Genomic DNA, 26,090 nt, shown 5'->3' with positions numbered 1-26,090 from the left:
GACCGTGCTCAGCCGTTGAGCAGCGGCACGAACACGCGCAGTGCCGCCGGGCGCTTGCGGAAGACCACCTCGGCCGACCCCTCCACGACCTCGCCGTCCACGGCCAGGAGACGGGGCTCGTCCGGGATCGACAGGGTGAGCGACTCGGTCAGCCGCTCGGTGTAGCCCGCCCCGGACACCGCCCGCGCGAACAGCACGTCCGCCAGGGCGCGCAACCGGGGGAAGGGCGAACGCGCGCACAGCACCCGCACGTCCAACCGCCCGTCGTCCAGGTGCTCCCGCAGGCCCGGCACCCGGGCGTGCGTCCGGTACCGGCAGTTGCCCACGAACGCCCACCACACCTTCGCCGGGCGCCCGTCCACCAGAGCCGGGGTGGGCTGGACCTCCCGCAGGTCGCGCCAGAGGGCCAGGGCGAATGCGGGCCACTTGCCGATCCGGTCCGCCCAGCGGTCACGCCGCTCCACCATGCGCGGGTACGACCCGAACGACGACGTGTTCAGGAAGACGCGCCCGTCCACCTCGCCCACGTCCACCCGGGCCAGCCGGGCACCGGAGTAGGCGCGCAGGGCGATCTCCACCGAGGTCAGCCCCAGGGTGCGGGCGAAGTTGTTCAGGGTGCCGTCCGGCAGCACCAGGAGCGGACGGTCGTGGGCGAGGGCCGCCGTGGCTCCGGCGTTGACGGTCCCGTCACCGCCCGCCACCGCGAGCACCGAGCAGTCGCGGGCCGCCTCGTCCATCACCGAGGCGACGTCGTCGTCGGCGGAGAGCGGAACGATCCGGGCCCGGGGCAGTTGGCGGGCCACCCGGGTCGTGGTGTCCGCGGTGGTCAGGGTGGGCACCCCGGTGTCACCGCCGCGCGGGTTGACCACCACGGTCACCCCGGCGCCCTCTTGGTCCACGTCCGCCTCCCCCACGGGGGTGGTGCTCGCCCCGAAGACGAGTTCGGGACGCGGTGGCAGGAGCGTGCGGGAGAGCAGGGCGGAGGCGGCGCCGATCGCGACCCCGCCGAGCACGTCGCCCGGGTAGTGGACCCCGCTGTGCACGCGGGAGAAGCCCACGGCACTCGCCATCGCGGACACCAGGAGGGACAGCGGCAGCGGTGCGTCGGACACGACGCCGCCCGCGTAGCCCACCGCGGCGGCGGTGTGCCCGGAGGGGAAGGAGGAACTGAGGTAGGAACGATAGGGAACCCGGGCGGCGGGAACCGCCGAGCTGTCCGGGCGGGGACGGCGCACCAGGTACTTGACCGCGGTGGCGCCGACGTTGGCGATCCCGGCCGCGACGATCGCCCGCAGCGCGGTGCGGCGCAGACGCGGGCCGCCGGTGACGGCGAGCGTGGCCGAGACCAGGACCCACGGCGCCATGTTGTCGGTGCTCTGGACGAACTTCGGCGTGTAGCCGTCCAGGTGGGGGGTCCCCACCCGGGTCACCCGGTCGTAGACGCGCTGGTCGAGGCGTTGGAGTCGAGGGAGCAGTCTCATGGGCCCCAGCCTGGTGGTCATCGGATGAGTTGTCCATAAGGCGCGCTTCGCCCGTGACGGGGCCGGAGCGGGACGGTGCCCGGGGGTGACGACTGGGGAAGGGCCGTCGCCCCCGGGCGCACGGCAGGCGGTTCGCGCACCGCCGGAACTCCCGTGGTCCCGTTCTGAGGCTAGCCTGTCCCGCTCGGCTTGGGGTGGGATCCCCGTCACTGTCCGGGGTCGCCCCTGGATGGCCGGTTCCGGCCCTGTGGAGGACGTTTCGGAGGGGGTGCGGGAGAGTAGGTCTTCGGACGTCCCCCTTTGAGGAAAGGCGCCCATGTCCACCACTGAGACCCCCGACCAGATCCACGTCGTGGTCCTGCACTCCGAGCAGCCGCTCACCGTCGACCTCTCCGAACTCCACCCCGACCGCCGGGTCACCGTGCTCACCGACGGCGCCCCGGGCGCGGTCAGTGAGGGGGTCGAACCCCCGGACGTCGTGTCCATGCCGCGTTCGGAGTGGGCCGACCAGCTCGCCCGGTGGGCGCGGGGCGGCGAGGTGGACGTGGTGAGCAGGGACGAGTCCTGCCAGGACGTGTGCGCCGAACTCCGCGCGGGGCTGGGGCTGGACCCCCGTCCCGCCGCCCCCGCCGACCACTGATCCCACGTCCTCGCAGGCCCCCGGCCCCTTCGTGAGGGCCCTTCCACCGCTGCTAGGTTGTCGTTCGCGCGACGGACCGTCGGTGTCCGGGCACACGAAGCGGCCGACCGTGGGGGGCGGGTGAACGGTGGACGAGCAGGGTGGCGACGCGCGCCCGCGACGGCCCCGGCGCGGTTCCGGCACCCGGACCACCGTCGTCGCGGCCGCCTCCGGTGCCGTGGCCGTGGCACTCCTCGCGGGGCTGGTCTGGGCGCTCACACCTCCGCGCCTGATCCACACGGTCGCCTCGGGCGACCCCGGTGAACCACCGGCGGTCCCCTCCGGCGTCGACGGAGTGGGATGGACCTGGTCGCCCCCGTCGGGTGTGCGGGTGGAGAGCGTGGCGGCCGGTCCCCGCGGGCCGATCCTGGTGCTGTCGGACGGGGTCGTCGCCCTCGACGGCGCGAGCGGGGAGGAGGTGTGGACCTACCGTGAGCCGCACGGCTGGGACGCGGAGGCACTGCTCTTCGAGGACGTCGTCCTCCTGACCCGGGACCTCGGGGCGGCCACCGTGACGGTCACCCCGCTGGACCCCGCGACCGGCGAGGCCGTCGGTGGTGAACGCCGTCTGGAGGGACTGGTGGGGTACGCGCCGTCGACCACTCTCCACGAGTACCGCGACGGCGCCGGGACCAGGGGAGTCCAGGCACGGGAGTTCGACGGCACGGCGACCGGCAGCGGCGGGGCGCGGTGGACCTTCGTCCCGCGGGGGGAGGGCCTGTTCTGCGAGCTCCAACGCGACCTGTGGCCGACGACCGACCCGGACACCGGAGACGGACGGGTCGTGGTCGCCCACACCTGCGCGGACGCACGCGAGTACGAGGAGCGGACGCTCCAGCCAGCACTGCCCGGCGAATCCGGCGACGGCTCCGACGACATCCTCGCCCACGGGGGATCCCTGGACACGGCGGTCGCCACCGTCGCCGCCCTCGACCTCACCAGCGGTGAGGAGGTGTGGCGGTACGAGTACCCGGTCCGCCGCTCGTGGGGCCGCTTCGACCTGGACCTCGCGGACGGGACGGTGCACTCCGAAGGCGGGGCGCCCGCCCTCCGGTTCCGGGCTGACTCCGAGCTGCACCTGCTCGACCCGCGTACCGGAGAACCCCTCGGCCACCCCGAGGAGGCGCGCGACGCCCGCGGGCGGTTCGGGCCCAGGGTGGACCGGGTCCTCCGGGCGGACACCGCTGGCACGGTCATCGCCGTGGAGGGCCGCTACCCCGGGAGCGGGGAGCCCCTGGAGGTCCTCACCACCGACCCCGAGGGCGGGGTGACCGCCCGTGTGACGGTCGACCCGGACGGTCCGGTACCCGAACCCCTCGACCTCGCGGTCGTCCTCGACGACACCCTCCTGATCCCCTACACGGACCGGGAGAACGGTGAACGGGGTGTGCACTCCCTCGCGCTGGCCGCCGGCGACCTCGGTGGGGAGCGCGTGGAGATCGGTTCACCCGCGAACGACGTACCCGGGGAGCACCGGCTGGTCGCCGTCCCCGGCGCCGTGGTCTCCTACGGCACCGGCGCGGCCGACGTCCACGGCCTGGTGCCCTGACCTCCGTCCATCCTCCAGAGAACAGCGGTGAGAAGAACCCGTGAGTACCACCTCCACGACGCAGGACTCCGCCCAAGCGGGCGCCGCACCAGACCAGGGAAACCGGACCGAGCGCCTGCGGGAGGTGGTGGGCTGGGCCGGGTTCGGGCTGCTCCTCGGTACCGTTCCGGCCGCCTTCCTCGTCCTGCGGCGGTTGGAGGGCAGCGGCTTCGGCCCGGAGCTGCTGGTCCCGGCGGAGGGGCGCGGCGTCTGGCAGATTCCGGTCCTGACCGCCGTCGTGGTGGCCGTCAGCCTCCTCCGCCGGGACCGTCGGGAACCGAACCCGGACCCGGAGGGGCCGGTCACCCCCGGCTTCCCCTTCCTCCTCGGATCCGCGCTGGTGGTCCTGCTGCTCGTCCTCTGGACGCACCTGCCCCGGGCCTCGTTCGTGTTGACAGCGGGGCTCTTCGACACGGGCTACGGTGTCCGGCCGGGGGAGGTGGCCCTCTGGGGGATCGGTCTTCCGCCGCTGCTCGGCCTCGTCCTGCTGTTGGTCTCACACCTCTGGCCGCGGACCCGCACGCGAACCCCGCGTTGGTGGCTGACGCCGCTCGCGGTCGGCGCGTCGCTGGCGCTGCTCGCCGACCCCGCCGTGCGGGCGCTGTCCGAACACGTCCCCACCCGGCACTCCGTCCTGGACGGGTCCCCGGCGGACCCCGCCCCCTACCCCGCCTCCGTCGAACGGCTGGGCTGGGAGTGGCGGCCACCGGAGGGGACCGCGGTGGCCGACGTCGAACGCGGCCCGCTCGGTCCCGTCGTCGCGACCACGGACGGCGTGTTCGGTCTGGACGGTGCCACCGGTGCGGAACTGTGGAGCTACCGGCGTCCGCGCGGCGACGTCCTCGTCACCCTGCATCCGGGCGCCGACCGCGCCCAGGTGATCCTCCGCTCGCGGGAGTCGTCGGGCAGGGGGAGCCCAGCCGAGGACCCGTTGCGAGGCGGCGACGTGGTGCTCCTGGACACGGCCACGGGAGGAGTCGTCGACGCGTTCAAGACCGACACCGTCGAGTCGCGGAACGCGCACGACCACTCCCTGCCCGGGCTCCGGTTGTCGATCCGCGACGACTACGACGGTGTCGGCCTCGGCGTCCGCGCGGAGGAGGGCACCGACCACCTGTGGTGGTTCACGCTGGAGGACGAACCGGGAGCGGTCGAGGACGGCATGGTCTGCGGGACCGACGAACTCCGGTTGCGCTCCGACACGTGGGGGGAGAACCTCCTGGTCCAGGGTGACCAGCTGTTGCTCTCCTACCGCTGCGCCGACCCCGCCGACTTCGAGGACGAACGGGAGGCGAGGGAGCACCTCGACCGCGACGACGACCGGTTCGTCTCCCACCTGCTCGCCCTGGACCTGTACACCGGCGAGGAGAACTGGCGCCGTACCTGGGACGCCTCCGACGGAGCGACGTCCTCGCGGGTGGCGCTGAGCGACGGCGGCCCGGTCCTGAACCCCGGCGCGGCGCCGGCCGTGGTGGTGTGGAGCCTGCTGGACGAGGTGCACGTGGTCCTGGACGCCGAGGACGGGTCGGACGCCTTGGTGGCCGCACCTGACTCCTGGTCGTCGTCGGTCGTGCACGCGGACACCGGTGGTGCGGTGACGTCCATGTCAGAGCGGGAGACGGACGACCAGGGAGAGAAACAGGGCGACACCGTCACCGTCCTCGAACGCGTGGACGCCTCCGGTTCGATCACCGGGGTGGTCCGCGTCCCCTCCCCTGACCTGACCGGAGGACACTCCGACGCCCCGAGCGGTTCCCCGGTGGCCCTCACGGGCGGGGTGGCCTTGCCCTTCGTCGGGGTGGAGGGGGTACTGAACCGGGGAGACCTCTCCCTGACGACCGCCCCCTTCCAGGGCTCCTCACCAGGGCCGGGTGAACCGACCGCGGGTGTCGCCTCGTTGGTCGGCGGGAAGGAGCGCTGGAGGTACCAGCTCAAGTGGGAGGCGAGCTGGCCCCAGGCGGAGGTGGTCCCCGGCGCGGTGGTCTCCTACCTGAGGGAGGAGGGCTCCGGAGTGTACGGCTGGCAGCCCTGACCGACCGCGCAGGCGCCCTCTCGCATTCCGTGAATCTTTTTTTCCCAACTACCACCAATCCGCTCCCCGACCTGCTCCGAATCACTGGTGTCAGCCAGACACCTGATTCGCGAGAGGACGCATGAGCACACACCACACCGGGCGTCGCAGGGTCGCGGTCATCGGTAGCGGCGTCTCCGGACTGACGGCCGCGTACATCCTCGGCCGACACGACGACGTCACCCTGTTCGAGGCCGACGACCGTCCCGGGGGCCACGCGCACACCCACCGCGTCCCCGGGGCGGACGGCGGAGAACTGGCCGTGGACTCCGGCTTCATCGTGCACAACCGCCGCACGTACCCCCACCTCCTGCGGCTCTTCGACGAACTCGGCGTGACCACCCGGCCCACCGAGATGAGCCTGTCGGTCAGCTGCGAGGGCTGCGGTCTGGAGTACGCGGGCGCACGGGGGGTGCGCGCGCTGTGGCCCAGCAGGTCCCGGCGCGGCGCCGACCACGTCCGCATGCTCCTCGACATCCCGCGTTTCCACCGGGCGGCCCGACGCCTGGTCTCCGTGGCCCGCAGGGTCGATCCCGGGGGCACGGTGGTCGGCCCCACCCTGGGGGAGTTCGCGGACCGCCACCGCTTCTCCCCCTTCTTCACCGCGCACTTCCTCCTGCCGCTGGTGTCGGCGGTCTGGTCCTGCCCGGCCGGGACCGCCCTGGACTACCCGGCGCGCCACCTGTTCGGCTTCCTGGAGCACCACGGCATGCTCGGCGTCTGGGGGTCCCCGCGCTGGCGCACGGTGGAGGGCGGCTCCCACACCTACGTGGAACGCGTGCTGGCGGGCCTGCACTCCGTCCGCCTCGGCACGCCCGTCCGCGCCCTCTCCCGTGACGAGGACGGGGTGCGTCTGAGCACCGGCGCCGAGGTTCTGGAGTTCGACGCCGCCGTGGTCGCCACCCACGCCGACCAGGCCCTGGCGCTCCTCGACCGCCCCTCCGCGGACGAACGGGAGATCCTGGGCGCCTTCACCTACACACGCAACCGCACCGTGCTGCACACGGACACCTCGGTCCTGCCCTCGGACCGGGACACCTGGGCCTCCTGGAACCACCGGCTGGACTCCTGCGACCCGGGCGGCTCGCCGGTACGGGTCAGCTACCACATGAACCGGCTCCAGGGCCTGCCCGAAGGCACCGACTACGTGGTCACGCTCAACGCCGGCGACGGCCTGAAACCCGACCGGGTGGTGGCGGCCATGGACTACTCCCACCCCGTCTTCACCCCGGAGTCGGTGGCGGCGCAGCCCAGGCTCCGTTCCCTCGACACCCCCGTCCTCGCCTTCGCCGGGGCCCACCACGGCTGGGGCTTCCACGAGGACGGCTGCCGCTCCGGGGTCGAGGCGGCCGCCGCCCTGGGGAGGCGGTGGTGATCCCCGCCCTGTACGAGGCCACGGTGCGGCACGCCCGTGCCGAGCCCGTCCGGTACGCCTTCGCGCACCGCACGTACTACTGGCTGATCGACCTCGACGCCCCGCCGCGCCTCCCGTGGCCTCTGCGAGCCCTGGCCGGGTTCCACCCCGCCGACCACGGTGACGGGCGGGCCGCCACCCTGCGCGCCGACATCATCCTCCACCTGCGCGAACACGGGATCGACCTGAACGGCGGCCCGGTGTTCATGCTCGCGCACGCCCGGGTGTTCGGCCACGTCTTCAACCCGCTGACCGTCTACTGGTGCCACGACCCCGACGGTTCGCCTCGCGCGGTGGTCGCGGAGGTGCACAACACCTACGGCGACCGCCACCGCTACCTCCTCCACCCGGACCGGCGGGGGCGGGCCACCGTCCCCAAGGCCCTGTTCGTGTCCCCGTTCAACGAGGTCGACGGCGAGTACCGGCTCAGCCTGCCCGAACCAGGCGAACGGCTCGCGCTCACCGTCGCCCTCCACCGTGAGGGACGCCCTCCCTTCACGGCGTCCGTGCGCGGCCGCCGCCGCCCCGCGACCCTCGCCCGGCTGCTCCGCATGTCCGTACGCCACCCGCTGGCGCCGCTGGTCAACGCGGCCCGCATCAGGGTCCACGGCCTCCGGCTCCACCTGCGCGGCCTCCCGTTCCGGGAACGCCCCGAGCCCGACCGCCCGCGTACCGGGGAGCGCGGACCGCGGGCACGAGCCCCCGGCAGCGTCCGCCCCAGTCCCGGCCGTCCCCAACCACGAGGAACACGACCATGACCGCGACCAGCCCCCACCCACCCGGTGCCGTCGACCCGCACCGCTGGCCCGACGTCGCCAGGGTCCCGAGCGGCCCGCTGCGCACCGCCGTGGCCCGCCTGCTCTCCGCCCGCGCCGTCCCGGCGGCGGGGATCCGCGCACACGTCGGCCACACGGCACCGCCCGCCGAGCTCACCGACGGGGACACCCCCGTCCTGTGGCTCCGCGACCCCGACGCCTTCCACGCCCGCCTGGCCCACGACGGCCTCATCGGGTTCGGGGAGTCGTACATGGCGGGGGAGTGGGACTCACCCGACCCCGTCGCCGTACTCACCCGCTTCGCCGAGCACTACGAGGAACTGGTTCCCAGACCGCTCCAGCCGCTGCGCCACCTCACCCTGCCGCGCCGCCCCGCCTCGGACCGCAACACCCGTGCCGGGGCCCGTCGGCACATCAGCCACCACTACGACCTGTCCAACGAGCTCTTCGCCCTCTTCCTCGACCGCACCATGACCTACTCGTCTGCGCTGTTCACCGACGACGACCCGCGTGACACGGACGGCCTGGCCCGTGCCCAGGCACGCAAGACCGACCGGCTCCTGGACGCCGCGGGGGTCGGGGACGGCACCCGGCTGCTGGAGATCGGCACCGGCTGGGGCGAACTGGCCGTGCGCGCCGCCCGCAGGGGCGCCCACGTCACCTCCCTCACCCTCTCCACCGAACAGCGCGACCACGCCCGTGAGCGCGTGGCCGCCGAGGGTCTCTCCGACCGGGTCTCCGTCGAGCTGTGCGACTACCGGGACGCCACCGGCACCCACGACGCGGTGGTCAGCTGCGAGATGGTCGAGGCGGTCGGTGAACGCTACTGGCCCGACTACTTCACCGCGCTGGACCGGCTGGTCCGGCCGGGCGGACGGGTCGCCCTCCAGACCATCACCATGGACCACCGCCTGATGCGGGCCTCCCGGGGCTCCTACACCTGGATGCACAAGTACGTGTTCCCCGGCGGACTCATCCCCTCGGTCACCGCCGTCCGGGAACAGCTCGCCGCCCGGACCGGACTGCGGATCACCGACCGCCTCGCCTTCGGCCGGGACTACGCCGACACCCTGCGCGTGTGGCGCGAGACCTTCGCCGGAGCGGCGGAACAGGTGCGTTCGCTCGGTTTCGACGACACCTTCCGCCGTATGTGGACCTTCTACCTCTCCTACTGCGAGGCCGGGTTCCGATCCGGGCTCATCGACGTCGAACAGATCGCCATGGAGCGTGCCGCATGACGACCACCCACCCGCGCCCCCGGGGCGTCGCCCACCTGCTCGGCCCCCTGGTCGCCGCCTTCCTCAACGGGGTCCTCCCGGTCCGGCTCCGCGCCTGGGACGGCAGCGAGACCGGGCCGGTCGACGCCCCGCGCGTCACCGTCCGCGACCGTGACGCCCTGCGGCACGTCCTGGCCCGCCCCGGTGAACTCGGGCTGTCCCGGGCCTACGTCACCGGTGGCATCGAGGTCGAAGGGGACCTCACCGACGCGTTGCGCCGGGTCTGGGCGTCGGTCGGTGTCCACGGCACCTCGGTCCCCGGTCCGCGCACCTGGGCGAGGATCGCCCGCACCGCCGTGGTCCTGGGCGTGGTCGGACCGCCGCCGCCCCCTCCGGCCTCCGAAGCGCGTATCGGGGGACGGCGCCACTCCCGGGAACGTGACGCCGCCGTGATCTCCCACCACTACGACGCGGGCAACGACCTCTACGAACTGCTGCTCGACGAGACCATGGCCTACTCGTGCGCGCTCTGGGACGACGACGAGCCCGGGCAGACCCTGGCCGACGCCCAGCGCGCCAAGCTCGACCTGGTCTGCGACACCCTCCGGCTGCACAAGGGGGACCGGCTGCTCGACGTCGGATGCGGGTGGGGATCGCTCACCCTGCACGCGGCCCGGTGGTACGGGGCGCACGTCTCGGCGCTCACCCTGTCCGCACGACAGCGGGACCACGTGCTCGCACGCGCGGAGGAGGAAGGGCTCGAACAGCTGGTGGACGTGCGCCTGATGGACTACCGCGACGTCGCTCCCGACTCCTTCGGGCCCGGTGGCTTCGACGCGGTCGCCTCCGTGGAGATGGGCGAGCACGTGGGCCGCGACGGCTACGCGCCGTTCACCCGGCAGCTCCACGACCTGCTGCGTCCCGGCGGATCGCTGCTGGTCCAGCAGATGTCCCGGCGCGGACCCCACCCCGGCGGCGGCCCCTTCATCGAGCGCTACGTCGCGCCCGACATGCACATGCGCCCGCTCGGTGAGACCGTCGGCCTCCTGGAGGACGCGGGATTCGAGGTGCGCGGCGTCCGGGCGATGCGGGAGCACTACGTGCGCACCGCCCGAGCCTGGTCGGACGTGCTGGAGCGCCGGATCGACGAACTGGTCGCCCTCGCCGGTCCGGAGGCGGCCCGGATGTGGCGGCTCTACCTGGCCGGAGGGTCACTCGCCTTCGAGGAGGGGCGCATGGGCGTGGACCAGATCCTGGCGGTCCGACCGGACCCGGTCACCCGAGGAGGGGCCGGGTCCGAACCGGGCACCGAGGCGGTGACGCCCCGATGAGCGTCCTCGCCGCCGTCCTGCTCAACCTCGCCGTCGCCGCGGTCGTGGTGGGCGCGGTCATGCTCACCACCTTCGCTGTCGCGGTCCGGGTGGGCCGCCACGGCGTCGTGGACGTCGCCTGGGGGCTCGGCTTCGTCGGGGTGGCGGTGTCCACCGCCGCGGTCGCCACCGCCACCGGGACCGGCGACCCCGCCCGGACCTGGTTGCTGGCCGCCCTCACCTCGGTGTGGGGCGTGCGCCTGGCCGTCCACATCGGGCTGCGCGGCCGCGGCAAGGGCGAGGACCCCCGGTACGAACGGTTCCTCTCCAACGCCACGGGGAGCCGGAACCTGTACGCCCTGCGGGTGGTGTACCTGCTCCAGGGCTCGATACTCCTCCTGGTCTCACTCCCGTTGCAGGTCGCCGCCCACACCGCCGGCCCCCTCGGCTGGCTGGCGTTCCTGGGCGTGCTGGTCTGGCTCACCGGGTTCGTGTTCGAGTCCGTCGGTGACGCCCAGCTCGCCCGGTTCAGGGCCGACCCCGCCACCCGGGGCCGGATCATGGACCGGGGACTGTGGGCCTGGACCCGGCACCCGAACTACTTCGGAGACGCCGTCGTGTGGTGGGGCCTGTTCCTGGTCGCCGCCGGGTCCTGGTGGGTCCTGCTCACCCTGCCCGCGCCTCTGCTGATGACCTACCTGCTCACCCGGGGCTCGGGGCAGCGACTGCTCGACGAGCACATGTCCGCCCGGCCCGGCTGGTCGGAGTACGCCGCCCGGACGAGCTCCTTCGTCCCTCTGCCCCCGAAGAGGGCGGCCGCCCGGGAGTGAGCCTGGACCCGCGCGAACGGTCTCGCGTGGGAACGAGGAACCCCCGGCCGGAAGGTGTGGAGTGGCCCCGGCCGGGGGCGGTTCGGGCGGCGGACGGGGTCAGGCGGCCCCGTCCGGTCGCGGGACCTCGCTGATCCGCATCACCACGGCCTTGGGCTCGGTGAAGAACTCGCGGCTGTGGGCGCCGCCCTCGCGGCCCAGTCCGGAGCGGCCCGCCCCGCCGAAGGGCGCGCGCAGGTCGCGGACGAAGAAGCAGTTCACCCACACCGTGCCCACCCGCAGCGAAGCGGCCACGCGGTGGGCGCGGGACAGATCCTCGGTGAACAGCATGGCGTTGAGGCCGTAGGGGGTGTCGTTGACCTCCGCCACCACCTCGTCCTCGGTGTCGAAGGGAGTGACCGTCACGAGGGGGCCGAAGATCTCCTCGTTGCGGTGCGGGGCCTCCTTCGGCAGGCCGGTGATCACGGTGGGCCGCACGAACAGCCCCGGCCCGGCGGCGCCGGTCGCCACGGTGCCACCCCACTCCGTCACGGAGTCGAGGTAGCCGGACACCTTGCGGTGGTGCGCCTCGGAGGACAGCGGCCCGAGCAGCGTGTCCGGGTCCTTCGGGTCACCGGGCACCAGCTGGTCGGCGGCCTCGCACAGACGGCGGGTGAACTCCTCGGCCACGGACCGGTGCACGTACAGGCGTGACCCGGCCAGGCACACCTGTCCGGCGTTGGTGAAGGCCGCGCGCACCGCCCACTCGACGGCCTGGTCGAGGTCGGCGTCGGCGAACACCACGTTCGCCCCCTTGCCGCCCAGCTCCAGGCTGACCGGGGTCAGGTGTGTGGCGGCCGCGCGCGCCACGGCGGTCCCGGTGGCGCTCTCCCCGGTGAAGGTGATCCGGTCCACCCGGGCGTGGGAGGTCAGCGCCGCCCCCACCGAGTCCGGGCCGTGGCCGTGCACCACGTTGAGCACCCCGGGCGGCATCCCGGCCGCCAACGCCAGCCGGGCCAGGAGCGTGACCGACGCCGGGGAGTCCTCCGCCGGTTTCAGCACGACCGTGTTGCCCCAGGCCAGTGCGGGAGCGATCTTCCAGCTCGCCAGCATCAGCGGGAAGTTCCACGGGGCGATGGCCACCACCACACCGGCCGGTTCGTAGCGGGTGTAGGCGTGGTGACCGGTGTCGGAGGGGTACAGCTCGGCGGGGGTGAGGGCGGCGTGGTCCGCGAAGAAGCGGAGGTTCTCGGCGGTGCGCGGAACGTCCTTGGCCATGCTCTGCGCCACGGGTTTGCCCATGTCGCGGGTGTCGGCCAGGGCCAGGTCCCCCCGGTTCTCCAGCACGAGGTCGGCCAGCCGGTGCAGGATCGCCCGCCGCTCGGAACGGCTCATCCTCGGCCACGGTCCGGAGTCGAAGGCCCGGCGGGCGGCGGCCACGGCCAGGTCCGCCTCGGCTCCGCCGCCCAGAGGGAAACGCGCCCAGGGCCGCCCCGTGTAGGGGTCGACGCTGTCGAAGGCGGGCCCGTCCCCGGCGGTGAGCTCCTCCCCGTCGATGACGTGCCCGAACTCCTCGACGTCCGGCTGTGCCCCGGCCATGTCAGTTCCCCTCAGGGGCGCGGCGGGTACCAACGGCGTCGGCGGTGCGGCCGGTGGCGGGACGGTCCAGCCCCCGCTGCTCGGCAAGGGTGGTGCCCCCGGCCGACCACAGGGCGGGCGGCACCTCGCGGACGATGACGCGGATGCTCTGGGCGGGCGCGTCCAGGCTGGTCTCGACCGCCGCGTGCACGGACCGCATGAGCTCGCGCAGCCGCGCGGGGTCCCGGCCCTCGGTGAGGGTCACTTCGATCAGGGGCAAGGGAACTCTCCTGTGGGGGTGCGGGCCCGGCGGGGGCGGCGCCAGCGGCGGCGCCCCCGCCGGGGGAGGGGGAATCAGTCCTGGAGGGTCAGCTCGGACATCTCGATGGGCTCGTGCAGGACCCCGGTGGCCAGCAGCAGGTCGTTCCAGCGGCCCAGCTCGTCCACGTCCACCGAACCCCCGGTCCACACCGGGAGCTCCATGGCCTCGGCCTGCTCCTCGGTGGTCTCGGAGTAGGTCTGCACGATCTCGGCGGCGATCGCGGGGTCCTCCGCGAGCATCCCGTTGGCGCGCTCGATCGCCCGGGTGAAGCCCTCGACGGTGGTCGGGTTGGCCGCCACGAACTCGTCGGCCATCCCGATCCCCGAGACCGGGATGGCCTCCGCGATCCCGGTGTAGGAGGAGAACACCTTGCGGGCGCCGTCCTTCTCGGCGCCGCTGCGGAACGGCTCCACCAGCCAGACCGCGTCCACGGCCTCCTGTTCGAGGGCGGGCACCATGTCGGGGAAGGGGTACTCCACGAACTCGATCCCTGCGGTCTCCACCCCCTGCTCCTCCAACGACGCGGCGATGCTCACGTCACCGATGTTGTTCAGGGTGTTGACCGCGATGGTCCGTCCCGCGAGGTCCGCGGGGGACTCGATGGGGGAGTCGTCGTTGACGTAGATCCCCGCGGTCTCCTCGGTGCCGCGCACCCCCTCCGCGACGATGGTGACGCCGATGTACTGGCTCTCGGCCAGGAAGAAGGACGGGTAGCTCGCGAAGGCCGCCTGGAGGTCGTCGGAGACCATCGCCGGTACGGCGGCCGCACCGCCCTGCACGGGCTGGGCGGACACACTGAGGCCCTCCTCGTCGAAGAAGCCCTCCTCGATGGCGATGAACACGGAGGCGTGGTCGATGATGGGCGTGATGCCCACGACCAGCGTGGTGGCCTCGTCGGTGGGGCCGTCGTCGGCCTCGGAGGATCCGGAGCAGGCGGTGGCGGCGAGGACGAGGGCCACACCGGCGCAGGCGAAGGTCCAGCGCCCGCTGGTCGACGGATTGTCGGTCATAATCATCATGATGGATTAGCGCCTAGGGGGTGGGCGGGGCACGGTCAGGGGGCCGTGATCCCGGCAGGTGGCTCGGTCAGTGGTTGCTGGGCTGGCTGTGGATCGGTTCCGGCGTCCGCTCGGAGGAGGGGCGCCGGATCAGGCGTGCGACCTCGCCGCGCAGGGCGACGAACTCCCGCAGTTCCTTGGTGTCGATCTGGTCCCTCGGCTGGGGGAGCGGCACGTCGATGGTGGTGACGACGGTGGTGGGCGGGCCCGAGAGCACGACCACCCGGTCAGCGAGGTAGACGCTCTCGTCGATGTCGTGCGTGACGAAGACGATGGTCATGTCGTAGCGTTCCCGAACCCGCAGGACCAGGTCCTCCAGGTCCTCGCGCGTCTGTGCGTCGATGGAGGCGAAGGGCTCGTCCATCAGCAGGACCCCGGGCTGGTAGGCCAGCGCCCGCGCGATGGCCACCCGCTGCTGCATGCCGCCGGAGAGCTGGCTGGGGTACCTGTCGGCGTGGCCCTCCAGGCCCACGGCGGCCAGTGACTCCGCCACCCGGCGCTGGGCCTCGGCACGGCCCAGACGCAGGTGGCGCAGGGGGAAGCGGACGTTGCCCGCCACCGTCTGCCACGGGTACAGGGACCGGGCGTAGTCCTGGAAGACCATCGCCAGTCCCTCGGGCACCCCGTCCACGGGCCGCCCCTGGAAGGAGACCTCACCGCCGGTGGGGCGCTGGAGCCCGGAGAGGATGCGCAGCAGCGTGGTCTTGCCGCAGCCGGAGGGGCCCACCACGGAGACCAGCTCACCCTCGGCGACCGAGAAGCTGATGTCCGCGAGCGCGGTGTGCGCCGTGGCACCACTGCCGTAGGTGTGCGTCAGACCGCTGACGTCGAGCATGGGTGTGGTCCTCATGGTCGGGGCCTTCATTGGCCCGCGGGTTCGGAACTGGTGCGGTTGGCGATCCGGTGCCAGGCCAGCAGCCGGTGCTCCACCAGGGTCAGGGCGAGGTTGAGCAGGTAGCCGAGGACGCCCAGGAGAGCGATCCCCGCCCACATGTCGAGGATCTGGAAGCCGCGCTGGGCCTGGACGATGTGGTAGCCGATCCCGCCCGTCGCGGCGACCATCTCGGAGATCACCATCAGGATCAGGCCGAGCGCGAGGGCGGTGCGCACGCCCGCGAGGACCTTCTGGGCGGCACCCGGCAGGACGATGCGGGTCAGGCGCCGGTGCAGCGGCACTCCGAACACGCGGGCGGTGGCGTGCTTGAGGGGGTCGATGGAGCGCACCCCCTCGATGGTGTTGATGAGGATCGGCCAGGACGCGCCGAAGGCGATCAGCAGTACCCGCATCAGGTCGTCGCGGCCGAACAGCACCAGGAACAGCGGGATGAGCGCGGGCGGCGGCAGGGCCCGGGCGAACTGGATGACGGGGTCGACGTAGTCTCCGACGCGCCGGTTGAGGGCGATCGCCACCCCCAACGCGACCGCGGTGACGGTGGCCAGGGCCAGGCCCGCGAGCATGCGCGCCAGACTCGGCAGGACGTCGTCGCGCATGCTGTCGGTCAGCCAGGCCTCGGTCGAGGGCAGCCACAGCTCACCGGCACGGGCCAGGAACTCCGAGGGCGGGGGGAAGAACGGCGAGCGCGCGTTCTGCGCCGCCAGTTCCCAGACCAGCAACAGCCCGGCCAGGACGGCCCAGCGCAGCAGGAACGATCCCAGGGTGCGCCCGGCGCGACCGGCCCTGCCGGGGTGCGCCCGCCCCGGGGAACCCCGGCCGGGGGGCACGGGCGCGGGTCGCACCACGCCGGGACCCCGTGTGTCCGAGGGCGGCTCCACCGTCGGGAACGTCTTCACGTCTGTTCCTCCATGAGGCGCTTCCAGTGGAAGAGCCGCTGTTCGACGGAGCGCAGGAGTCCGTTCACGGCCAGACCCAGGAGCCCGGCCACGATCGTCCCCGCGTAGACCATGTCGGTGTTGGCGCCGCCCGAGCTCATCCTCAGGATCCAGCTGCCCAGGCCCTCGGCGGCACCGGCGAGCAGTTCGGCGCTGACGGTGACGATCAGTGCGATCGCGGCGGAGATGCGCACCCCGGCGGCGACGAAGGGTGCGGTGGACGGCAGGACCACGCGCGCCAGGACCGCGAGCCGGGGCACCCCGAACACCCGGGCCGACTCCCGGGCCAGGGGTTCCACGGCCCGCACCCCGTACAGGGTGTTGAACAGGATCGGCCACAGCGCCGCGTAGGTCACCAGGGCCACCTTCATCTCGGCGCCCTGGCCGAACACGAGGATGGCGACCGGGATGAGCGCCACAGAGGGGAGCGGGCGGAGGAACTCCACCACCACCGAGGAGGCGCGTTCGACCCAGCGCAGGGAACCCAGGAGCAGCCCCAGGCCGACCCCGGCGAGCGCCGCGAGACCGAGGCCGGTGAGGGCGGCGGTCAGTGTGGCGGCGACCTCGGCCAGGAAGGCCGGATCGGCCAGCAGCCGGGCCGTGTTGGCCAGGACCACCGAGACCGGCGGCAGGGCGGCGGAGTCCACACCCCAGCGGGCCACGGCCTCAGCGAGGCACAGCGCGACGACGACGCCGACGAGACCTCGGCGTAGGGTGCCGAAGGTCGACGTGCGCGGACTGCGGCCCAGGCGACCACGCCGCGTGAGGATGTTCAGGGGGGTCACGTCGGAACGCTCCTGGGGGATGACGGAATGCAATCACTCTATTGATTATGGTTAATATGTCAACGTGCGTCCCCCGAACTCCACGAAGCCCGCCCCGTCGGCCCTCCCGTCCGGTTCAGCCCGGCGGCGTACGGGTGCTGCTGCGCGGCGGAGTGTGCTCGTCGGCCGCCCGTCTGGCCCGCCGCGCGTCACCCGAGGCGATGGCGTCCACCAGGTCGCGGTGCAGCTGGAGGTTGGCCTCGAAGCCCGCCTCGAAGCCGGGGTCCGCCGCGATCTCGCGCACCGACTCGCGCGCGGTGTCGAGCAGCGAGACGTACAGGGTGCGCAACAGCTGGTTGGAGGAGATCCTCGCGATCTCCTCGTGCAGCTCCCAGTTACGCGCCAGGTAGCCCGCCGGGTCGTCCCTGAGGTCCGCCATCAGCGCCACGATCTCCCGCAGCCGCCTGATCTGCTCCTGGCCAGCCTCCCGCGCCGCGTGTTCGGCGATGGTGGCCTCCAGGGCCTCACGGACCTCCAGGCTGTTGGCGACCGACAGCGCGTCGTCACCCAGCCCCAGGATGAGGTGACTCAGCCGGATGTGTGCGCTCGGGGAACTGACGAAGATGCCCCCGCGCGGACCGGGACGGGCCTCCACCAGACCACGCGTCTCCAGGAGCCGGACCACCTCGTTGAAGGTGCCGACCGAGACCTCGAACCGCTGGCGCAACTCCTCCTTGGTGCCGAGGCGGTCACCCGGGCTGACCTGCTTGTTCATGATGATGTCGCTGATGTGGCGCACCACGCCCTCAGCCTTGGACACGCGTTCGGGCAGGGGGCCGCCGATGGTGGGCCAGCCGCTGAAACGATTCGCCATAATGATCATAACTATAGGACCCTCCGGCGAACCGCGCAGGTGAGGGGCCTGCTCCCAGCCCCCGCAGGCGGTTCGGCGGCCTCCGCCGCTCCTCGCGGATCCCCTGACGGCACCCTCGTTCCCCCTCCCTCCGGCGCCTCCGCGCGCACCCCCGATCCGCCCCCTCAGGAGACCCCGTGGACCCCACGACGACCGAAGCACTGATCGCGGCCGGGGCCGCCCTCGCCCGGCACGGCCTGGTCGACGCCTTCGGCCACGTGTCGACCCGGACCCGCGACGGCGGCTGGGCCATGACCCGGGGCGTTCCCCTCGGCGCGCTCACCCCCGACGACGTCCGGCCCTTCGACCCCACCGCCGACACCCTCGCGCCGTCCCTGCCCAAGGAGGGGTGGATCCACCGTGCCGTCCTCCGTGCCCGCCCCGACGTCGGGGCGGTCTGCCGGGCCCAGCCGCCCACCGCGACCGCCCTGGCCTCGGCGGGGGTCCCCGTCGTCCCCCTGCACGGACAGGGCGCCTTCCTGGGCCCGGAGGTCCCGGTGCACGAGGACCCCCGGCTGGTCCGCGACCCCGACCACGCCGAACGGCTCGCCCACGACCTGGGCCGGGGCCCGGCGGTCCTGATGCGCGGGAACGGGGCCGTCACGGTCGGCGACTCGGTCGCTGAGGCGGTCGCGCTCATGTGGGTACTGGAACGCTCGGCCGTCATGAACGCCACGGCCTCGGCCGCCGGAACCCCCCGCCCCCTGGCCGACGACGAACAGCGGGCCTGGCGCGAGGTGGCGCCGGAACTCTGCCTGCGCGTCTGGCTGTACCTCGCCAACGAGGAAACCCCCCAAAGGAGATCCACCAGCACATGATCGAACTCAAGGACATCGCCTACGTGCGCTCCGGCGCCGCCGACCTGCGCGCCGCCGTCGACTTCGCCACCGACGTCGTCGGTATGGAACTGGTCCAGGAACAGGACGGGATCGCCTACCTGCGGGTGGACCACCGCCACCACTGCCTGGCCTTCGTCGAGGGCGAGTCCGGGGTGATCAGCTCCGGGTTCACCGTCGCGGACCTCGACGCCCTGGCGGCCGCGGAGACCGAACTCGAGTCCGCCGGGCTGCCCGTCCAGCGCGGCAGCAAGGAGGGCGCGCGCTCCCGGAGGGTCCACGACTACCTGACCTTCGAGGACCCCTTCGGCAACAGGATCGACCTGGTCGTCGGTCAGACCCACCTGACCACCCCGGTCGCCTTCTCGCGCCCCGCCGGGATCACCGAGTTCGGGCACATCTGCTTCGACGCCCCCGACATCTACGAGGCCGGACGCTTCTGGACCACCCGGTTCAACGCGAAGGTCTCGGACTGGGTGAGCGACGTCGCCTGCCTGATGCGCATCGACCCGGTGCACCACAAACTCGCCGTGTTCCACGGCGAGCGGCCGGGGCTCTGCCACATCAACTTCCAGGTGGAGTCGATCGACGACGTCATGCGCTCCTGGAACTTCCTCAAGAGCAAGGGCGTGGAGATCGAGCAGGGGCCGGGCCGCCACCCCCAGTCCACCGCGATCTTCCTGTACTTCAAGGGACCGGAGGGCCTCACCTACGAGTACTCCTTCGGCGTGCGGCGCATCCCCGAGGACGAGGACTGGCAGCCCCGCTGGTTCGACCTCAACGAGCCCGGCGCCATCGACATGTGGCTCGGTGAGAACAAGCGGGTGAGCACCCAGTACCAGGTGTCGTCGGACAGCGTCCCGCTGTCCGACTGACCTCCGCCCGGCCGAACGGGGGAGAGGGGCGGCCGTGTCCCGCCCCTCCCCGTCCGTCCGGCCCCGGACTCAGACCGACGGGATCTGGCCGCCGTCGACGCGGACGACCGAACCGTTGACGTAGGCGGCCTGCCTGCTGGCCAGGAACGCCGCCACCGCGCCGTACTCCTCCGGGGCGCCGTAGCGGCCCGCGGGGACCGTAGCCCGGCCCTTGGCCTGGGTCTCCTCCAGCGACAGCCCCTCACGCTCGGCGCGGGCGCGGTCCAGCGACTCCACCCGCGGGGTGGCGATCCGGCCCGGGACGATGACGTTGGCGGTCACCCCGTCGGCGGCCACCTCGCTCGCGACCGTCTTGGACCAGGAGTGCAGTGAGGCGCGCAGGGTGTTGGACACCCCCAGGTTCGGGATGGGCGCGATCGGCCCGCCCGACGTGCTGGTGATGATCCGGCCCCAGCCGCGCTCGCGCATCCCGCCGACGACCGCGTCGGTCAGCCTGATGACCGGCAGCACCATCGCCGCGTACATGTCCTCCCACAGCGCCGGGTCCTGGCCCAGGGCGGGGGTGGGCGGCGGGCCACCGGTGTTGTTGACCAGGATGTCCACCGGGCCCAGCTCCTCGACCACACGGGCCACGACCTCGCCCGCGCGCCCGTGCTCGGCCAGGTCCCAGACGACGCCGACCGCGTCCACCCCGTGGGCGCGGCACGCCTCGACCGTCGAGTCCAGACGCTCCTCGTCGCGTCCGGTCACGGCGACCCGGACCCCCTCGGCGGCCAGCGCGACGGCCATCGCGCGGCCCAGCCCGGAGCTGGCCGCGGTCACGAGCGCGACCTTGCCAGCGATTCCCAGATCCATTGTTCTCCTCAGACTTCCGACGCTTGCTGACGGCATCTTGGCAGCAAGGGGGAGACGTGGGACACGCGGGGGCCTGGTCAGCGGGGATCCCGGGGAGCGGTGGCCGTGCCCGGCCCCGGTAGCCTCGACACCGAGGTCCCGTCCCCCGGGTGGGGTCGGACGCGCCGGACCCCCTTCCCGAAGGACGCCCTCCCATGAGTGAGCCGCAGGTCATCGAGGTCCCCGACGCCCTGGCGGCGTCCCACGGGACTGGTGAGGGGGAGCGGGCCTGGATCGCGCGCCTGCCCGCACAGGTGAGGGACCTGCTCGATCTCTGGGACCTGGAACGCGACGGGAGCTTGGTCTCCGGGCAGGCCGCACTCGTGGCGCCGGTGCGACGCGCGGACGGCTCCCGCGCGGTGCTCAGGGTCCAGATGGCACGCCAGGAGACGACCGCCGCACTGATCGGCCTGCGGACGTGGAACGGCGACGGCGTCGTGCGGCTGCTCGACCACGACCCGGAGAGCGGTGCCCTGCTTTTGGAACGCCTGGACGGGTCACGCTCCCTGGCCTCCGTCGAGGACGACGACGAGGCCGTGGCCACCCTGGCCGGGCTGATGGCCCGGCTGCACTCCGCCCGTGCGCCCGAGGGTCTGCCCGGCCTCGGTGACGTCGCGCGGGACCTGCTGGTGTCCGTGCCCGACGCGCTTTCCGCCCTGTCCGATCCCGACCGGCGGCGGCTGCGCGGCTGGGCGGCGGTCGTCACCGAACTGGTCGACGAGCCCGGGGACCGGATGCTGCACTGGGACCTGCACTACGACAACGTGCTCGCCGCCGCGCGGGAACCGTGGTTGGCCATCGACCCCGAACCCCTCGTCGGTGACCCGGGGTTCGACCTGTGGCCCGCGCTCGACACCGGCTGGGAGAGGTTCCACACCGACGACGTGCCCCGGGTGGTGCGGCGCCGGTTCGACCTCCTGACCGAGGCGCTCGGGCTGGACCGCGAGCGCGCGGTCGGCTGGACCCTGGCCCGCCTGCTCCAGAACACCCTGTGGGACGTCGAGGACGGTCGGACCAGCATCGACACCTCCCAGGCCGTCGTGGCGGAGGCGCTGTCCCGCTACTGAGTCCGGTCATCCCGGGGAGCGGGCCGCGCCGGTGGAGTGACCCACCGGGGCGACCGGCCGTTTCGCCACTCCCGACTGATCCGCTCGCGGTGGGCGGCCAGGCGGGAGGGCACCTCGTCGACACCTGGGGAACGGCACCCGGCGCCGGTGCTCCATCGCGGGCCGCGGCAACCGCGCGAAGGCCGCCCGGCACCACACCGCGAACGGGTGGTCCGGACGGCCCGACCACGAACCCCGCGCCCCGGTTCGGTACCGGGACGCGGCGGGACCTCAGCTCTCGTTGGGCACCACGACCGCGCGCCCGTCGATCTCGCCCGCCTCCAGCCTCCGGTACGCCTCCAGGGCGTCCTCCAGGGAGAACAGCTCGACGTCCGGGCGGATCTGCCCCGCCCTGTACATGTCCACCACCTCCCACAGCTCCGCCACGGAGCCCCAGTAGGTGTTGGTCAGGTACGACTCGTACGGGTTGGTGAAGAACGAGAACTCGTGGGTGCCGCCCCCGATGCCCACGATGCTCACCCGGCCGCCCTGGGCCACGGACGCCGCGGCCGCCGCCACGGTCGGCCCCGCGCCCACGAAGTCGAAGACCGCGTCCACACCCCGGCCTCCGGTGAGCTCCCGGACCCGCTCCACCTGGCCCTCCCCGGCCTCGACCGTGATCGCTCCGTTGGCCTCCGCGCGGGCGCGCGCCCTCTCCTTGACGTCCGTGGCGATCACCGTCGCCCCGGTCAGCGCCCGCAGGATCTGGACGCCGATCTGCCCGAGCCCGCCCAGGCCGATCACCAGTGCGGTCCGGCCTCCGCCGCCCAGGTGCGGAAGGGCGGCCCTGATCGCGTGGTACGGAGTCAGCCCGGCGTCGGCCAGCGGAGCCGCTGCCACCGGGTCGGCGTCACCCAACGGGATGAGGTGGCGCTCGGGAACGGTCATGTACTCGGCCATCCCGCCGTCGCGGCCCAGCCCGACCGCCAGATAGGGCATGGTCGCCGCGTTCTCGCAGTAGGTCTCCAGCCCGGCGGCGCACTTGCGGCAGTGCTGGCAGCCGATCGGCCCGTACACCATGTAGGAGCCGCCCACCTGGACGCGGTCGCTCACCCCGCTCCCGACGGACTCCACCCAGCCGGCGTTCTCGTGCCCCAGGACGAACGGCGGCTTCTGCGCGCCCGGCTGCCCCTCCTTGAACAGGCGGTACACGCTGATGTCGGAGTGGCACGCGCCCGCCCCCGCGACGCGGAGGAGGACCTCCCCGGGGCCTGGTTCCGGCACGGGGACCTCCGTGAGTGAGGGGAACTCCCCATAGTTCTCGAACACCACTGCGCGCATGTGCGGTCTCCCCCCGCGTGAGGCGCGGTGCCCGTACGGGGGCACCGAGGACGGGACACGCTCGGTGCCCCGGCAGTCCCCGCGAAGCTAACACCGGGCCGATTCCCCCGTCACCCAAGGGGCGTGCACGGAACCGTCCGCATTGTTTGACCCCGATCCACCGATCCCGTCGATGAGTTCCGGGAACGACGCTGGTCAGTACGGGTGAAGACACCGCGACCTCCAAGGAGGACACCATGTTCGACAGCACGAGGGCCTTCGGGTCCTTCGCGGTCCCCGACGCCGAGACGGCCCGCGCCTTCTACCGCGACACCCTCGGCCTCACCGTCAGGGACGTCCCCGGCATGGAGGAGTACGGCCTGCTGGAGATCGACCTGGGCAACGACCGCAGCATCCTCGTCTACCCGAAACCCGACCACCGGCCCGCCGTGTTCACCGTCCTCAACCTGACCGTGGACGACATCGACGCCGCCGTGGACGGGCTGGTCGACCGTGGGATCACCATGCTCCGGTACGACGACTTCGACCAGGACGAGAAGGGGGTGGTCCGTGGCGGACGCCCCCTCGTCGCCTGGTTCACCGACCCGGCCGGGAACGTCATCGGCCTCATCCAGGAGTAGGCCGAGCACGGCGCACCCACAGGGGAGGGCGTCCGGGTACCATCACCCGGATGCCCTCCCCCCGTGTGGACAGCGTCGGCCAACACCCCGGCTTCCGCCGTCTCTGGGCCGGTGCGGTGGTCAGCCAGTTCGGATCCGCCGTCGGCATGGTGGCTCTGCCCGTCATCGCCGTCGTCGTGTTGGACGTCAGCGTCTGGCGGGTCTCCCTCCTGGCCGGGATCACCGCGCTGGTCACCGTCCTGGTCTCCTTCCACGTCGGCCGACTCGTGGAGTACACGCGCAAACGCCCGGTGATGATCGGCGGCGATCTCCTCAGGGCGGCAATCCTGGCCAGCCTCCCCGCCGCGCACGCCTTCGGGGTGCTCACCTACACGCACCTGTGCGCGGCAGCGGCCGTCAACGCCGTCTGTGCCGTCGCCTCCACCGGAGCCGCGCAGGCCCACCTGAAGTCCCTGGTCTCCCCGGCCGGGCTCGTCGACGCCAACAGCCGACTCGAGTCCACGCGCTGGCTGAGCGTGTCCGTCGGCCCCGCGCTCGCCGGTGCCCTGATCGCGGCGCTGTCGGCCGTGGGAGCCCTGGTGGCCACCACCGTTGGGTACCTCTTCGGTGCCCTGGCCGTTCGGACCATCCGTGAGCCCGAACCCGCCCCGCCCACGCGCGACGAGTCGGGGTCCTCGCGCCGGGAGGAGCTCTTCGCCGGGCTCGGCTTCGTCTGGAACCACGCCACCCTGCGGCCGATCCTGCTCGGATGGGTCCTGTTCGCCGGGGCCTCCTCGATGGCGGCCCCGCTGACCGCCGTGTTCTACATGCGTGACCTCGGTTTCAGCGCCTTCGAGTACGGGCTCCTCATGGGGGTGCCGTCGCTCGGTGGACTGCTGGGCGCCCGCCTCGTGCCCCGACTGGTTCGGAGACTGGGCGTGCTGCGTACTCTGCGCTGGGCCTCCCTGCTCCGTGGCCCCTGGTACTTTCTCATCCCCTTCGCGGTTCCCGGCCCCATGGGCCTGCTCATGTGCGGCCTGGGGTTCGGCCTGCTCCTGGTGTTCGCCGCCGCGGCCAACTCGGCCATGGCCGGATACCGGCAGTTGGAGACCCCGGACGCCCTGATGTCCCGGGTGGCCACGCTCTGGGCCTTCGCCACGACGGTCACACAGCCTGTGTTCATCGTGGTCGGAGGAGTGGTGGCCAGTCTGATGGACGCGCGGGTGGCACTCCTGGCCGCCGCGGTGGTGATGGCTCTGGCAGGGCTCCTCCTGCCTCGTGGGGACCATACCGCCAGCACTGCCTGAGCATTCCGTGCATGTGGGAGGCACGGACCTGACCCCTGACGGCCCAGCCCAAGGACACACTGTGTCGGCCGTCGGTACGAGGCACCCGCTGTGCGAACGAAGGTGGCGTGCTCCCTGGCGGGGACCCCTGGCAGGGACCCTGGGTGCCGACGGCGGACGGGGGCGTCCGTGCGCGGTCCAGGGGTCCCCCCGCAGTTCAACCGGGGTGAGGTTGGGGGGCGGCGGGCTCCCTGACGGAGGACCGTGGGGTGCCGACGGCACTCACGTCGTCCGTGAACATCGCCGTCGGCGCGGCGCGGCGCGGCGCGGCCCCGGCCCCCCGCACCGCTACTCGACCGGTGCGTACCGGTCGATGGCGGCGAGCTCCTCGGTGGAGAACTCCAGGTTGCTGACGGCGGCCACGTTGTCCTCCAACTGCGCCACACTGCTCGCGCCCACCACCGCGGAGGTCACCCGACCGCCGCGCAGCACCCACGCCAGCGCCATCTGCGCCAGGGTCTGTCCGCGCCGGTCCGCGATCTCGTTCAGCCCTCTGACCCGGTCGAGCACCGTGTCGGTGATGCCGTCCTCACTCAGGAACGGGCTGGCGCCCGCGGCCCGCGAACCCTCCGGCACCCCGTTCAGGTACCGGTCGGTCAGCAGCCCCTGGGCCAGCGGCGAGTACGCGATCGACCCGGCGCCCACCTCGTCCAGCACGTCCAGCAGCCCGTTCTCGACCCACCGGTTGAACATCGAGTACGAGGGCTGGTGGATCAGCAGCGGTGTACCCATCTCGCGCAGGAGGTGCGCGGCCTCCAGGGTCTGCTCGGGGGAGTAGTTGGAGACCCCGGCGTACAGCGCCTTGCCCTGCCGCACCGCCGTGTCCAACGCGCCCATGGTCTCCTCCAGGGGTGTGTCCGGGTCGGGGCGGTGCGAGTAGAAGACGTCCACGTGGTCCAGACCCATGCGCTCCAGGCTCTGGTCCAGACTGGCCAGCAGTCCCTTGCGTGACCCCCACTCGCCGTACGGCCCCGGCCACATCAGGTGCCCGGCCTTGGTGGACACGACGAACTCGTGCCGGTACCGCCGCAGGTCCGAGGCGACCACGCGGCCGAAGTTCTCCTCGGCGGCCCCGGGCGGAGGACCGTAGTTGTTGGCCAGGTCGAAGTGGACGACCCCCAGGTCGAAGGCGCGCAACAGGATGTCGCGCTGCGTCTCCAGCCCGCGTTCTCCGCCGAAGTTGTGCCACAGGCCCAGGGACAGGGCCGGCAGGCGCAGACCGCTACGGCCACAGCGTCGGTAGGGCATGGTGTCGTAGCGCGTGGGTGCGGCGACGTAGGTCATGGTGGCCCCTCGTGGCTGGTGGGAAAGGGTGGCTGGGCCCACATTCTGGCACGTGCGTC

Annotated in this window: 24 protein-coding genes; 13 read left to right on the top strand and 11 right to left on the bottom strand. The window is 72.8% G+C overall.

Features of this window, described 5'->3' with window-relative positions:
* Positions 1–8: 8 nt before the first annotated feature.
* Positions 9–1,481, bottom strand: a complete 1,473-nt coding sequence (locus tag AC0VYL_RS17895) for a phosphatase PAP2 family protein (RefSeq protein WP_475480925.1) — start codon at positions 1,479–1,481, stop codon at positions 9–11.
* Positions 1,482–1,797: 316 nt separating this feature from the next.
* Between AC0VYL_RS17895 and AC0VYL_RS17890 the strand changes: the two genes are divergently transcribed.
* The 8 genes from AC0VYL_RS17890 (at position 1,798) to AC0VYL_RS17855 (ending at position 11,366) form a co-directional block, all read left to right on the top strand.
* Complete coding sequence (locus tag AC0VYL_RS17890; protein ID WP_475454262.1) at positions 1,798–2,121, top strand: hypothetical protein; 324 nt, start codon at positions 1,798–1,800, stop codon at positions 2,119–2,121.
* A 127-nt stretch (positions 2,122–2,248) separates the two neighbouring features.
* Positions 2,249–3,709: a PQQ-binding-like beta-propeller repeat protein gene (locus AC0VYL_RS17885; protein WP_475480924.1), complete on the top strand. Its 1,461-nt coding sequence runs from the start codon at positions 2,249–2,251 to the stop codon at positions 3,707–3,709.
* A 40-nt stretch (positions 3,710–3,749) separates the two neighbouring features.
* A complete protein-coding gene (locus AC0VYL_RS17880) occupies positions 3,750–5,780 on the top strand; it encodes a hypothetical protein (RefSeq protein WP_475480923.1) in 2,031 nt (676 codons plus the stop codon).
* A 121-nt stretch (positions 5,781–5,901) separates the two neighbouring features.
* Entirely contained in the window at positions 5,902–7,194 is a 1,293-nt protein-coding gene (locus tag AC0VYL_RS17875) for an NAD(P)/FAD-dependent oxidoreductase (protein WP_475480922.1), read from the top strand.
* The gene (locus tag AC0VYL_RS17870; RefSeq protein WP_475454254.1) at positions 7,188–7,991 is read left to right on the top strand and encodes a DUF1365 domain-containing protein; all 804 of its coding nucleotides are present in this window, start codon (positions 7,188–7,190) and stop codon (positions 7,989–7,991) included. Before AC0VYL_RS17875 ends, AC0VYL_RS17870 begins: the two co-directional genes overlap by 7 nt.
* Positions 7,988–9,247 carry a class I SAM-dependent methyltransferase gene (locus AC0VYL_RS17865; protein ID WP_475480921.1) on the top strand — a complete coding sequence of 420 codons (1,260 nt, stop codon included), beginning with the start codon at positions 7,988–7,990 and terminating at the stop codon, positions 9,245–9,247. Before AC0VYL_RS17870 ends, AC0VYL_RS17865 begins: the two co-directional genes overlap by 4 nt.
* Positions 9,244–10,557, top strand: coding sequence for a class I SAM-dependent methyltransferase (locus AC0VYL_RS17860; protein ID WP_475480920.1), 1,314 nt, complete (start codon positions 9,244–9,246; stop codon positions 10,555–10,557). The genes AC0VYL_RS17865 and AC0VYL_RS17860 overlap by 4 nt, the downstream gene beginning before the upstream one ends.
* Complete coding sequence (locus AC0VYL_RS17855; RefSeq protein WP_475480919.1) at positions 10,554–11,366, top strand: DUF1295 domain-containing protein; 813 nt, start codon at positions 10,554–10,556, stop codon at positions 11,364–11,366. Before AC0VYL_RS17860 ends, AC0VYL_RS17855 begins: the two co-directional genes overlap by 4 nt.
* 99 nt (positions 11,367–11,465) lie before the next feature.
* Here the strand turns inward: AC0VYL_RS17855 and AC0VYL_RS17850 are convergent, their stop codons facing one another.
* The 7 genes from AC0VYL_RS17850 to AC0VYL_RS17820 form a co-directional block, all read right to left on the bottom strand.
* Positions 11,466–12,944 carry an aldehyde dehydrogenase gene (locus tag AC0VYL_RS17850; RefSeq protein ID WP_475480918.1) on the bottom strand — a complete coding sequence of 493 codons (1,479 nt, stop codon included), beginning with the start codon at positions 12,942–12,944 and terminating at the stop codon, positions 11,466–11,468.
* 1 nt (position 12,945) lies between these two features.
* Complete coding sequence (locus tag AC0VYL_RS17845; RefSeq protein WP_475480917.1) at positions 12,946–13,203, bottom strand: tautomerase family protein; 258 nt, start codon at positions 13,201–13,203, stop codon at positions 12,946–12,948.
* 74 nt (positions 13,204–13,277) lie between these two features.
* Positions 13,278–14,255 carry an ABC transporter substrate-binding protein gene (locus AC0VYL_RS17840; RefSeq protein WP_475454242.1) on the bottom strand — a complete coding sequence of 326 codons (978 nt, stop codon included), beginning with the start codon at positions 14,253–14,255 and terminating at the stop codon, positions 13,278–13,280.
* Between the two features lie 76 nt (positions 14,256–14,331).
* The gene (locus AC0VYL_RS17835; protein ID WP_475480916.1) at positions 14,332–15,153 is read right to left on the bottom strand and encodes an ABC transporter ATP-binding protein; all 822 of its coding nucleotides are present in this window, start codon (positions 15,151–15,153) and stop codon (positions 14,332–14,334) included.
* 11 nt (positions 15,154–15,164) lie between these two features.
* Complete coding sequence (locus AC0VYL_RS17830; RefSeq protein ID WP_475480915.1) at positions 15,165–16,094, bottom strand: ABC transporter permease; 930 nt, start codon at positions 16,092–16,094, stop codon at positions 15,165–15,167.
* Entirely contained in the window at positions 16,091–16,918 is an 828-nt protein-coding gene (locus AC0VYL_RS17825; protein ID WP_475480914.1) for an ABC transporter permease, read from the bottom strand. The genes AC0VYL_RS17830 and AC0VYL_RS17825 overlap by 4 nt, the downstream gene beginning before the upstream one ends.
* A gap of 115 nt (positions 16,919–17,033) precedes the next feature.
* A complete protein-coding gene (locus AC0VYL_RS17820) occupies positions 17,034–17,771 on the bottom strand; it encodes a FadR/GntR family transcriptional regulator (RefSeq protein ID WP_475454235.1) in 738 nt (245 codons plus the stop codon).
* 176 nt (positions 17,772–17,947) lie between these two features.
* Here AC0VYL_RS17820 and AC0VYL_RS17815 point away from each other — a divergent pair, with 176 nt between their 5' ends.
* Entirely contained in the window at positions 17,948–18,628 is a 681-nt protein-coding gene (locus tag AC0VYL_RS17815; protein ID WP_475454233.1) for a class II aldolase/adducin family protein, read from the top strand.
* Positions 18,625–19,521 (top strand): VOC family protein, encoded by an 897-nt coding sequence (locus AC0VYL_RS17810; RefSeq protein ID WP_475480913.1) that lies wholly within the window; start codon positions 18,625–18,627, stop codon positions 19,519–19,521. Before AC0VYL_RS17815 ends, AC0VYL_RS17810 begins: the two co-directional genes overlap by 4 nt.
* Before the next feature lie 69 nt (positions 19,522–19,590).
* Here AC0VYL_RS17810 and AC0VYL_RS17805 read toward each other — a convergent pair whose 3' ends face one another.
* The gene (locus AC0VYL_RS17805; protein ID WP_475480912.1) at positions 19,591–20,376 is read right to left on the bottom strand and encodes an SDR family oxidoreductase; all 786 of its coding nucleotides are present in this window, start codon (positions 20,374–20,376) and stop codon (positions 19,591–19,593) included.
* A 194-nt stretch (positions 20,377–20,570) separates the two neighbouring features.
* Between AC0VYL_RS17805 and AC0VYL_RS17800 the strand changes: the two genes are divergently transcribed.
* Positions 20,571–21,482 (top strand): aminoglycoside phosphotransferase family protein, encoded by a 912-nt coding sequence (locus AC0VYL_RS17800; RefSeq protein ID WP_475480911.1) that lies wholly within the window; start codon positions 20,571–20,573, stop codon positions 21,480–21,482.
* A gap of 270 nt (positions 21,483–21,752) precedes the next feature.
* Here the strand turns inward: AC0VYL_RS17800 and AC0VYL_RS17795 are convergent, their stop codons facing one another.
* Positions 21,753–22,802 (bottom strand): NAD(P)-dependent alcohol dehydrogenase, encoded by a 1,050-nt coding sequence (locus tag AC0VYL_RS17795; protein WP_475454225.1) that lies wholly within the window; start codon positions 22,800–22,802, stop codon positions 21,753–21,755.
* A gap of 236 nt (positions 22,803–23,038) precedes the next feature.
* Between AC0VYL_RS17795 and AC0VYL_RS17790 the strand changes: the two genes are divergently transcribed.
* Both AC0VYL_RS17790 and AC0VYL_RS17785 read left to right on the top strand, forming a co-directional pair.
* Complete coding sequence (locus AC0VYL_RS17790) at positions 23,039–23,422, top strand: VOC family protein (protein ID WP_475480910.1); 384 nt, start codon at positions 23,039–23,041, stop codon at positions 23,420–23,422.
* A gap of 50 nt (positions 23,423–23,472) precedes the next feature.
* Complete coding sequence (locus AC0VYL_RS17785; protein WP_475480909.1) at positions 23,473–24,708, top strand: MFS transporter; 1,236 nt, start codon at positions 23,473–23,475, stop codon at positions 24,706–24,708.
* Between the two features lie 327 nt (positions 24,709–25,035).
* On the opposite strand, the gene mgrA is transcribed toward AC0VYL_RS17785, so the two are convergent.
* Positions 25,036–26,031: an L-glyceraldehyde 3-phosphate reductase gene (gene mgrA / locus AC0VYL_RS17780; RefSeq protein WP_475480908.1), complete on the bottom strand. Its 996-nt coding sequence runs from the start codon at positions 26,029–26,031 to the stop codon at positions 25,036–25,038.
* Positions 26,032–26,090: the final 59 nt, after the last annotated feature.

Source organism: Nocardiopsis sp. iso_238 (genome assembly GCF_056173325.1).
Note: the sequence above shows the minus strand (reverse complement) of the source record. Positions and strands in the feature narration are given on the sequence as shown.

What these genes read in the sequence shown, in the direction of transcription:
- AC0VYL_RS17820 (WP_475454235.1), bottom strand. Translation starts at nt 17,771, where the DNA reads ATGGCGAATCGTTTCAGCGGCTGGCCCACCATCGGCGGCCCCCTGCCC.
- AC0VYL_RS17865 (WP_475480921.1), top strand. Translation starts at nt 7,988, where the DNA reads ATGACCGCGACCAGCCCCCACCCACCCGGTGCCGTCGACCCGCACCGC.
- AC0VYL_RS17800 (WP_475480911.1), top strand. Translation starts at nt 20,571, where the DNA reads ATGAGTGAGCCGCAGGTCATCGAGGTCCCCGACGCCCTGGCGGCGTCC.
- mgrA (WP_475480908.1), bottom strand. Translation starts at nt 26,031, where the DNA reads ATGACCTACGTCGCCGCACCCACGCGCTACGACACCATGCCCTACCGA.
- AC0VYL_RS17850 (WP_475480918.1), bottom strand. Translation starts at nt 12,944, where the DNA reads ATGGCCGGGGCACAGCCGGACGTCGAGGAGTTCGGGCACGTCATCGAC.
- AC0VYL_RS17890 (WP_475454262.1), top strand. Translation starts at nt 1,798, where the DNA reads ATGTCCACCACTGAGACCCCCGACCAGATCCACGTCGTGGTCCTGCAC.
- AC0VYL_RS17790 (WP_475480910.1), top strand. Translation starts at nt 23,039, where the DNA reads ATGTTCGACAGCACGAGGGCCTTCGGGTCCTTCGCGGTCCCCGACGCC.
- AC0VYL_RS17840 (WP_475454242.1), bottom strand. Translation starts at nt 14,255, where the DNA reads ATGACCGACAATCCGTCGACCAGCGGGCGCTGGACCTTCGCCTGCGCC.
- AC0VYL_RS17810 (WP_475480913.1), top strand. Translation starts at nt 18,625, where the DNA reads ATGATCGAACTCAAGGACATCGCCTACGTGCGCTCCGGCGCCGCCGAC.
- AC0VYL_RS17835 (WP_475480916.1), bottom strand. Translation starts at nt 15,153, where the DNA reads ATGAGGACCACACCCATGCTCGACGTCAGCGGTCTGACGCACACCTAC.
- AC0VYL_RS17860 (WP_475480920.1), top strand. Translation starts at nt 9,244, where the DNA reads ATGACGACCACCCACCCGCGCCCCCGGGGCGTCGCCCACCTGCTCGGC.
- AC0VYL_RS17785 (WP_475480909.1), top strand. Translation starts at nt 23,473, where the DNA reads ATGCCCTCCCCCCGTGTGGACAGCGTCGGCCAACACCCCGGCTTCCGC.
- AC0VYL_RS17805 (WP_475480912.1), bottom strand. Translation starts at nt 20,376, where the DNA reads ATGGATCTGGGAATCGCTGGCAAGGTCGCGCTCGTGACCGCGGCCAGC.
- AC0VYL_RS17895 (WP_475480925.1), bottom strand. Translation starts at nt 1,481, where the DNA reads ATGAGACTGCTCCCTCGACTCCAACGCCTCGACCAGCGCGTCTACGAC.
- AC0VYL_RS17855 (WP_475480919.1), top strand. Translation starts at nt 10,554, where the DNA reads ATGAGCGTCCTCGCCGCCGTCCTGCTCAACCTCGCCGTCGCCGCGGTC.
- AC0VYL_RS17795 (WP_475454225.1), bottom strand. Translation starts at nt 22,802, where the DNA reads ATGCGCGCAGTGGTGTTCGAGAACTATGGGGAGTTCCCCTCACTCACG.
- AC0VYL_RS17875 (WP_475480922.1), top strand. Translation starts at nt 5,902, where the DNA reads ATGAGCACACACCACACCGGGCGTCGCAGGGTCGCGGTCATCGGTAGC.